Origin of the sequence: Actinomadura geliboluensis (assembly GCF_005889745.1) — a bacterium.
Taxonomy (GTDB): Bacteria; Actinomycetota; Actinomycetes; order Streptosporangiales; family Streptosporangiaceae; genus Spirillospora; species Spirillospora geliboluensis.
This window is the reverse complement of the sequence record NZ_VCKZ01000403.1, coordinates 1-7,948: the sequence shown is the minus strand read 5'-3', so window position 1 is coordinate 7,948 and position 7,948 is coordinate 1. Positions and strand designations below refer to the sequence as shown.

The window sequence follows — 7,948 nt, the reverse complement described above, 5'->3', positions numbered from 1 at the left end:
CTGCAGAACCTCGCCTCGCCGGTCCGGGCGGGGACGGAGCCGCCCGCCTACCGTCGTCGATCCTGCTACGGGACGTTACCGTCCGCATCGGCAGAAAGCGAGATCGTCATGAACCCCGATCCCACCCCATCCACCGACGTCAGCGCCATCGCACGGGTCGTGGCCGCCGTCGAACACACCCAGTGCACCAAGGACACCGAGGGCTTCTTGGCACTGTTCCACCCCGACGCGCTGTGGACGACCGCCCAAGGCAAGGTCCTGGTCGGTCTGGACGCCATCGCCGAGTTCACCCGCGCCGTGCTACCGAGGGCGACTGGGACGGAGACGTCACCTACCAAGCCGTCCACACCCGGTTCCTGCGGCCGGACGTGGCGGCCGTCAAGGTCAGGCAGGTCTACCACGCCCCCGACGGCGCTTCCGAGGGCACCCCGCTGTACATCATGACCAAGCAGGACGACGGGGCCTGGCTGCTGCACGCCGGCCAGAACACTCTGGTCCGAGCCGATTGAGCATCACCGCGTCGCCGCCCCATTCCGCAGCGGCCTGGGGTGCCGCCGGTCGCTCGGGTGCCCGGGCCCCGCAGCCGGCCCGGCGTCCTCCCCAGCGTCAGGACGACCGAGCCGGCCAAGCGTCGTCCCGGCTACGCCAACTTCGCCGTCGCCGAGCCCCCGCTCAAGCTCGTCCTGATCGAGGGCAAGGACGAGGAGGCCACCCGCATGGACCACCTGGGAGTGGAGGTAGAAGATTCCGGCCTGGTCACCGATGCGGCTGAGCGCCTGGCTGCCGCAGGACTGGCCACCTTCGAGGAGAAAGACACTTCCTGTTGCTATGCGCTGCAGGACAAGGTCTGGGTCACCGGCCCCGGCAAGGAGCCGTGGGAGGTCTACGTGGTCAAGGCCGACGCCGACACCCTGGAGAAGGCCGAGGCATCGGCGTGCTGCACTCCTCAGACGGCCTCGACCACCAGTGCCGTCCCGGTCACGATCGACATCGAAGCCGCTGAGAAGGGCACGACGGGCAGCGCCTGCTGCTAGTCCCCTGTGTGAGGTGTCGATGCCCGAAGAAGCGTCGGCACCTTGCTCCCGGGTTCAGGGGGTGGCTGGTCGTGGTGATGTGAGGACGGCTTGGCCGAGGGCGGCGAGGTCGTCGTTGAGGTGGGGGCGTCGGCGCAGGTGTTGGATGCGGGCCAGGTCGTTGACGATGGCGAGGACGGCCTGGGTGATCACGCGGGCTTCGGGTTCGGTGAGGTCGGGTGTCTCGGTGGTGAGCAGTTGGACCCATTCGCCGACGTAGTCGTGTTGCAGGCGGCGGATCGTGCGCCGCTGGTCGTCGGGTAGGTGGACGACCTCGGTGATCAGTGCGCCGGTGAGGTGGCTGGAGGTCAGGGTCAGGTCGATGTAGGACCGGAGAAGTCGGGTGAGTGCCTGGCCGGAAGTGGATGCGGTGGCGAAGATGCGGCCGGCGTCCATGTGCAGGGCATCGGCGGCGCGGGTGAGGGCCGCGACGAGGAGTTCGGACTTGGCGGTCACGTGGTTGTAGATGCCTGCGCCGCTGATGCCTGCGGCGGCGCCGATGTCCTCCATGCTGACGGCCTGGTAGCCGTGTTCGCCGAACAGGCGGGCGGCGGCGTCGAGGACGGATTCTCTGCGGGACGCGCGGGAGAGCCCGGTGTTGGTCTCGGTGTTGGGGCGGTCGGGCCTCTCCTGGGAGTCGGGGAGCGCGGTGTGGATCACGGCACCTCCGAGTTGCTGCAGGAGGGCGTGGAAGCGTGCGCGGGGAAGTTGGGCGCTGTGGTGGGAGGGGCTGGCGAAGACGGCGAACAATGCCCAGGTCAGCAGGTCGGCGTCGGCTGTGGTGAGGCCGGGTCTGGCCGCTTGGATGACCGGGGCGGTGTTCTCGGCGACGCCGCGGAAGCGGTGGCGTAGCCGGTCGCGGTCGGCGTCGGGAAGGTTCCGGGATTCGCGTTGCCAGAGGACTCCCAGGTCGCGGCGGTCCAGCGTGAGGGAGGCCATGACGTCCAGGAGGGTGTCGATGTCTCCTGGTGCGGTGCCGCGGACGGCGGTCTCGAACGCGGAGAGGCCGTCGTCGACGGTGCGGGCGAGCAGTTCCTGCTTGTTGCGGAAGTGGCGGTAGAGGGCCCCGGCCGTGATGCCGACCGCGCCGGCGATCTGGTCCATCGTGACGGTGTGGTAGCCGTGCTGGTGGAACAGGTCGGCGGCGGCGGTCACGATCTGCGCCTTGCGGTCACGTGGGCGCCTGCCGCGTGCCGGATGCGTGCTCGTCCGGGTCATCGCGGTCTTGTCCTCGGTCGGCATCACGTGGGGAATGTTAGGTCCGTTCAGGAGTAGCCGCCGCCGCAGACGACGACTTGGCCGCTGATGTAGTCCGACTCTGGCAGGCACAGCAGGTAGACCGCTCCGGCGGCCTCCTCGGGGGTGCCGGCCCGGCCGAGCGGGATCATCTGCTCCATGGCGGTGAGCAGGCCGGGGTTGACGCCGACCTTGATCTGGCGTCCTTGCACGTCGATGGTGGAGTCGCTGTCAGCGGCGGCTTCGGTGAGGCGGGTGCGGATGAGGCCGTAGGCGACGGCGTTGACGTTGACCGCGTAGCGGCCCCATTCCTTGGCGAGGGTCTTGGTGAGGCCGACGATGCCGGCCTTGGCGGCGCCGTAGTTGGCCTGCCCGGCGTTGCCGCCGAGCCCGGCGATCGAGGAGATGTTGACGATCTTGCGGTGGACGCGCAGGCCGTCGGCTTGTTCGGCCTTGGCGCGGGCGCTGATGACCGGCTGGGCAGCGCGCAGGATGCGGAACGGTGCCTTGAGGTGGACGTCCAGGATCGCGTCCCACTGTTCGTCGGTCATCTTCTGGATGACGCTGTCCCAGGTGTAGCCGGCGTTGTTGATCACGATGTCGACACCGCCGTAGTTGTCGACGGCTGTCGCGACGAACCGGTCGGCGAAATCTTCGTCGGTGACGCTGCCGACGCAGGCGACGGCCTCGCCGCCGGCGGCTTTGATCGCCGTCAGGGTCTCCTCGGCCGGTTCGGGGTCGAGGTCGTTGATGACGACGCGGGCGCCGTGGCTTGCGAGTTTGAGGGCGATGGCGCGGCCGATGCCGCGGCCGGAGCCGGAGACCAGGGCGATCTTGCCGTCGAGTGTTCCCACGGGAGTCCTTTCCGGTGCTGTCATGCCAGTGCGATGAGGGCTTGGCCGCGCAGCGTGATGGCGCCGTCGTTCAGGGCCACTTGGAGGTCGAGGCGGGCGCGGCGTTCTCCGTCGCCGTCCTCGATCGCGGTGATCCGGCCGGTGCAGATCGGCTCGGCGTGCAGCGGGGTGATGGAGGTGAAGCGGACGCTGTAGGAGCGGATGCGGTCCTGAGGGACCCAGCCGGTCAGGAGCCGGCCGAGGTAGGCCATGGAGAGCATGCCTTGGGCGAAGACGTCGTCGAGCCCGGCGTTGCGGGCGGCGTCGATGTCGATGTGGATGGGGTTGTGGTCGCCTGATGCGCCCGCGTACAGGGCCAGCGTCGTCCGGCTGATCTTCGGTAGCCGCAGGGGCGGCAGTTCGTCGCCCTCGTGCAGGTCGGTGAGGAGGGTCATGCTTCCGCCTTCTCCTGCTGGACGACGATGACGTTGCTCAGGTCGGCGATCGGCCGGCCGGCTCTGGTGACATGGGTCTGGCGGACGAGGAACCGCAGCGCGCCGCCCTTGCGCTCGTAGTCGTCGGTGATGCGGGATTCGAAGGTCAGGCTGTCGCCGGCGTGGCAGAGCGCGTGGTAGGTGAAGCTCTGCTCGCCGTGCAGGACCCGGTCGAGGTTGATTCCGGCCTCGGTCAGGAAGGCGAAGGGGTCCGGCCGGTCCATCTCCAGGCAGAACAGGAAGGTCGGGGGAACGGGCAGGTCGCGGTGGCCGGCGCCGCGGGCGGCGTCGAGGTCGGTGTAGACGGGGTCGGTTTCCCCGATGGCCTTGGCGAACAGCCTCAGCCGTCCGCGCTCTACATCGACGGTCGACGGCGGCGTGGACAAGCCGGTCGCTGGTGATCCGGCCATCTCAGCTGGTCCTCTCGTAGAGGGTGACCACGGCGGCGCCGCCGAGCCCGATGTTGTGCTGGAGGGCCAGCCGGGCGTCCTCGACCTGCCGGGCGTCGGCCTGGCCGCGCAGCTGCCAGACCAGCTCGGCGCACTGCGCGAGGCCCGTGGCGCCGAGGGGGTGTCCCTTGGACAGCAGCCCGCCGGACGGGTTGGTGACGACCTTCCCGCCGTAGGTGTTGTCGCCGTCCAGGACGAACTTCTCCGCGGTCCCCTCGGGGGTGAGCCCGAGCGCCTCGTAGCTGATCAGCTCGTTGGTGGTGAAGCAGTCGTGCAGCTCCACCACGTCGATGTCGTCGGGCCCTACGCCGGCGTCGGCGTAGACGCGCTCGGCCGCGGTCCGGCTCATGTCGTAGCCGACGACCTTCATCATGTCTCCGGCGTCGAAGGTGGACGCGGTGTCAGTGGTGAGCGCCTGGGCGCGGATGGCGACGGAGGCGTCCAGTCCGTGCCGCCGCGCGAAGTCGGTGCTGCAGACCACCGCGGCGGCCGCGCCGCAGGTGGGCGGGCAGCACTGCAGGCGGGTCAGCGGCCCGTAGATGCGCGGGGACGCCAGCACCTCCTCCTCGGTCAGCGCCGTCCGGAACACCGCGTAGGGGTTCGCGGCGGCGTGGCGCCGCGCCTTGACCGAGATCTTGGCGAACGTCTCGGGGGCGGTGCCGTGCGCGTCGGCGTAGGCCTGGCCGGCGCCGCCGAACAACTGCGCGGCGACCGGTGCGTGCGCGTCCGCTCCCTGGATCTGCGCCATCGCCGTCTCGGAGCGTTCGAGGGGGTCGGGGCGGTCGTCCCAGACGCTGGCGAGGGCGCCCGGGCGCATCTGCTCGAAGCCGACGGCCAGCACGCAGTCCACCTCGCCGCTCTGGACGGCCTGGCGGGCCAGCCACAGCGCAGAGGAGCCGGTGGAGCAGTTGTTGTTGACGTTGACGATGGGGATGCCGGTCTGCCCGAGGCTGTACAGGGCCGCCTGGCCGCAGGTGGAGTCGCCGTAGACGTATCCGGCGTAGGCCTGCTGCACCTGGCGGTAGTCGAGGCCCGCGTCCGCCAGCGCGACGCGGGCGGCTTGCTCGGCGAGCACCGTGTAGGGGGTGCCCGCACTGGGCTTGGAGAACGGGGTCATCCCGACCCCGGCGATCTGAACGAAACGGTCCACGCAGAACCTCCGCACTGGTGTCGTGCTGCTTGCTCTTGCCAACGGAGGTTAATCCATATTTACTTACGCCACCAAGTGCCCACTACAGACGCATGCTGTGATCTCAGGATCCACCATCGAATCTTCACTCTGGAGGGGTGATGGCGCTGCCTTCCCGGCTCGACCACCTAGCGCTCCCACTCGTGGCCGCTCCGATGACCGACGTGTCGGGGCCCGACCTGGTGACCGCGGCGTGCCGCAACGGGGTGGTGGGCTCGTTCCCCACCCACAACGCGCGGACGCCGTCCGAGCTCGACGGCTGGCTGGAGCAGATCACCGCCGGCCTGGCCGACCTGGAGGACGAGGCCGCGCCGTTCGCCGCGAACCTGGTCGTGCACCGCTCGAACCAGCGGCTCGCGGGGGACGTCGCCTCCCTGATCCGCCATGAGGTGCCCCTGGTCATCACCAGCGTCGGGTCGCCCGCTCCCGTCCTGGCCCCGCTGCAGGACGCGGGCTGCCTGGTTTTCGCCGACGTCGCGAGCATGCGGCACGTCCAACGCGCGATCGACGCCGGCGTGGACGGCCTGGTGCTGCTGACAGCCGGCGCCGGCGGCCAGACGGGCTGGGCCAACCCGCTGTCGTTCGTCCGGGCCGTCCGCGGCCAGTTCGACGGGCCCATCGTCCTCGCCGGAGGCGTGTCGGACGGCGTCGCCCTGTGGGCCGCCCAGGCCCTGGGCGCCGATCTGGCCTATATGGGCACCAAGTTCATCGCGACCACCGAGAGCCTCGCCGACGACGCCTTCCGCCGGGCACTGGTCGAATCGTCCCTGGACGACGTCACCCTCACCACCGCCCTGAGCGGTCTACCGGCCAACTTCCTGGACGGATGGTTGAAGAAGGCGACGGCGGACGCCCCGCCGCAAGGCACCGACGGGTTCGCGCAACAACGGCTCCTCAACCAGCGCAACGTATGGAGCGCCGGCCACAGCGTCTCGGGAATCACCGGGATCCTCAGCGTCGCCGAACTGGTCGATCAGACCCGCCGCGAGTACGACCAGGCCCGGCAGGCGACGGCCGAGGCGCTCCAGCGCACCACCGAGCACCGGAACTCCGCATCACCACCGCAATCCACGGCCACCCCAGGATCAGGAAGGTAGACGCCATGTGGGGAACTCTGCCCAAGGTCTTCGACCGGACGTGCACCTACTACGCCGACCGCACCGCCCTCGTGGACGCCGACCGGCGCCTCAGCTACGCCCAGATGCGCCAGTGGGCCAACCGGGTCGGTAACGGGCTCACCGGCCTCGGAGTCGGCAACGGGCATCGGGTGGGGCTCCTGATGCCGAACTGCCTGGAATTCATCCCGACGATGTGCGGGATCTGGAAGGCGGGCGCGGCGGTCACCCAGATGCCCACGCGCGCCTCCGCCGAGGACTTCCACTACTTCCTCGACGAGGTCGGGGCCTCGACGCTCATCTACCACGAATCCTTCGACGGCCAGATCACGCAGATCCGCGACCGGCTCCCCGAACTCCAGCACGTCATCCGGCTCGGCGGCGGCACCCCCGCGGCCGACGTCCTGGACTACGAGACCGCCTTCGCGACGCAGCCCTCGACCGCCCCGGACGTGGACATCAGCGTCGACGACCTGGCCTTCGTCGGATTCACCTCGGGAACCACGGGCGTCCCCAAGGGCGTCCTGCAGACCCACGCCACCTGGTCGCACTACGCCATCACCGCCGGCCTGGAGATCGGCGACATCCGCCCCGGCGAGGTCTTCGCGCACGCCGCGCCGCTCACCCACTTCACCCAGACCTTCGTGATGCCCGTCTTCATGCGCGGCGGCACGAACGTCCTGCTGCCCGGTTTCGACCTCGACCTGCTGCTGGACACCATCGAACGGGAGGGCGTGACGGCCACCGCCGTCGTCCCCACGATCGTGTACATGCTGCTGGACCACCCCCGCCGCGAGAAAGCCGACCTGTCCACGCTCCGCACGATCATCTACGCGGGCTCCCCCATGGCCCCCGACGGGCTCCGCCGCGCCCTGGAGACCTTCGGGCCCGTCTTCGCCCAGACCTTCGCCGGAACCGAGCCCGGCTACATGACCTGCCTGCGCAAGGAAGACCACCGCCTGGACTCCCCCGAGTGGATCGCCCGGCTGGCCTCGGCCGGACGCGCGATGTACCACGTCGATCTGACCGTCCGCGACGCCGACGGCAACCTCCTGCCGCCGGGCGAGACCGGTGAGATCTGCGCGTCCCAGCCCGGGCAGATGGTCGGCTACGTCGACGCCGACCGGGACGCCGAGGCGATGCAGGACGGCTGGGTACGGTCCGGTGACATCGGCTACATCGACGACGCCGGCTACGTCTTCATCGTCGACCGCAAGAAGGACATGATCGTCACCGGCGGCTTCAACGTCTTCCCCCGCCAGATCGAGGACATTCTGATCACCCACCCCGCCGTCGCCCAGTGCGCCGTCATCGGCGTCCCGGACCCGCGGTGGGGCGAGGCGGTCAAGGCGCTCGTGGTCGTCCGGCCGGGCAGCCCGGTCGAACCCGACGAGCTCATCGCCCTGGTCAAGGAGCACAAGGGAAGCGTCTGGGCGCCCAAGAGCGTCGACTTCATCGACTCCCTGCCCACCAACCCCGCAGGCAAGATCGACAAGAAGTCGCTGCGGGCACCGTACTGGGCCGGCCGCAGCGACTTCTTGTCGATCTTGCCTGCGGGG

The 7,948-nt window shown here is 69.7% G+C and carries 9 protein-coding genes and 1 pseudogene; 5 read left to right on the top strand and 5 right to left on the bottom strand.

What is annotated here, in order from left to right; translation table 11 throughout:
* Positions 1–108: 108 nt before the first annotated feature.
* From ETD96_RS47755 to ETD96_RS47140, 3 genes and pseudogenes are all read left to right on the top strand, one after another.
* A pseudogene (locus ETD96_RS47755) lies at positions 109–261 on the top strand (SgcJ/EcaC family oxidoreductase); the annotation flags it as partial.
* A complete protein-coding gene (locus ETD96_RS47975; RefSeq protein ID WP_338072644.1) occupies positions 234–509 on the top strand; it encodes an SgcJ/EcaC family oxidoreductase in 276 nt (91 codons plus the stop codon). The pseudogene ETD96_RS47755 and the gene ETD96_RS47975, both read left to right, overlap by 28 nt.
* 57 nt (positions 510–566) lie before the next feature.
* Positions 567–1,034 (top strand): ArsI/CadI family heavy metal resistance metalloenzyme, encoded by a 468-nt coding sequence (locus ETD96_RS47140; protein WP_240808488.1) that lies wholly within the window; start codon positions 567–569, stop codon positions 1,032–1,034.
* Positions 1,035–1,088: 54 nt separating this feature from the next.
* Here ETD96_RS47140 and ETD96_RS36485 read toward each other — a convergent pair whose 3' ends face one another.
* Genes ETD96_RS36485 through ETD96_RS36465 form a run of 5 tightly spaced genes read right to left on the bottom strand, consistent with a single transcriptional unit; the run spans position 1,089 to position 5,235 of the window.
* The gene (locus ETD96_RS36485; RefSeq protein WP_240808489.1) at positions 1,089–2,315 is read right to left on the bottom strand and encodes a TetR/AcrR family transcriptional regulator; all 1,227 of its coding nucleotides are present in this window, start codon (positions 2,313–2,315) and stop codon (positions 1,089–1,091) included.
* Between the two features lie 23 nt (positions 2,316–2,338).
* Complete coding sequence (locus ETD96_RS36480) at positions 2,339–3,163, bottom strand: SDR family NAD(P)-dependent oxidoreductase (protein WP_205719621.1); 825 nt, start codon at positions 3,161–3,163, stop codon at positions 2,339–2,341.
* A 20-nt stretch (positions 3,164–3,183) separates the two neighbouring features.
* Positions 3,184–3,597 (bottom strand): MaoC family dehydratase, encoded by a 414-nt coding sequence (locus tag ETD96_RS36475; RefSeq protein WP_138641031.1) that lies wholly within the window; start codon positions 3,595–3,597, stop codon positions 3,184–3,186.
* Entirely contained in the window at positions 3,594–4,046 is a 453-nt protein-coding gene (locus tag ETD96_RS36470; RefSeq protein ID WP_138641030.1) for a MaoC family dehydratase N-terminal domain-containing protein, read from the bottom strand. Before ETD96_RS36470 ends, ETD96_RS36475 begins: the two co-directional genes overlap by 4 nt.
* Before the next feature lies 1 nt (position 4,047).
* Positions 4,048–5,235: a lipid-transfer protein gene (locus tag ETD96_RS36465; protein ID WP_138641029.1), complete on the bottom strand. Its 1,188-nt coding sequence runs from the start codon at positions 5,233–5,235 to the stop codon at positions 4,048–4,050.
* A 140-nt stretch (positions 5,236–5,375) separates the two neighbouring features.
* On the opposite strand from ETD96_RS36465, the gene ETD96_RS36460 reads away from it, so the two are divergent.
* Both ETD96_RS36460 and ETD96_RS36455 read left to right on the top strand, forming a co-directional pair.
* Complete coding sequence (locus ETD96_RS36460) at positions 5,376–6,371, top strand: NAD(P)H-dependent flavin oxidoreductase (RefSeq protein ID WP_138641028.1); 996 nt, start codon at positions 5,376–5,378, stop codon at positions 6,369–6,371.
* Positions 6,372–6,376: 5 nt separating this feature from the next.
* The coding region (locus ETD96_RS36455; protein WP_138641027.1) for an acyl-CoA synthetase at positions 6,377–7,948 on the top strand (1,572 nt) is incomplete at its 3' end.

Bases quoted from the DNA above. Each gene is read 5' to 3' on its own strand.
- ETD96_RS36460 (WP_138641028.1), top strand. From the start codon at position 5,376: ATGGCGCTGCCTTCCCGGCTCGACCACCTAGCGCTCCCACTCGTGGCC.
- ETD96_RS36475 (WP_138641031.1), bottom strand. From the start codon at position 3,597: ATGACCCTCCTCACCGACCTGCACGAGGGCGACGAACTGCCGCCCCTG.
- ETD96_RS36485 (WP_240808489.1), bottom strand. From the start codon at position 2,315: ATGCCGACCGAGGACAAGACCGCGATGACCCGGACGAGCACGCATCCG.
- ETD96_RS36470 (WP_138641030.1), bottom strand. From the start codon at position 4,046: ATGGCCGGATCACCAGCGACCGGCTTGTCCACGCCGCCGTCGACCGTC.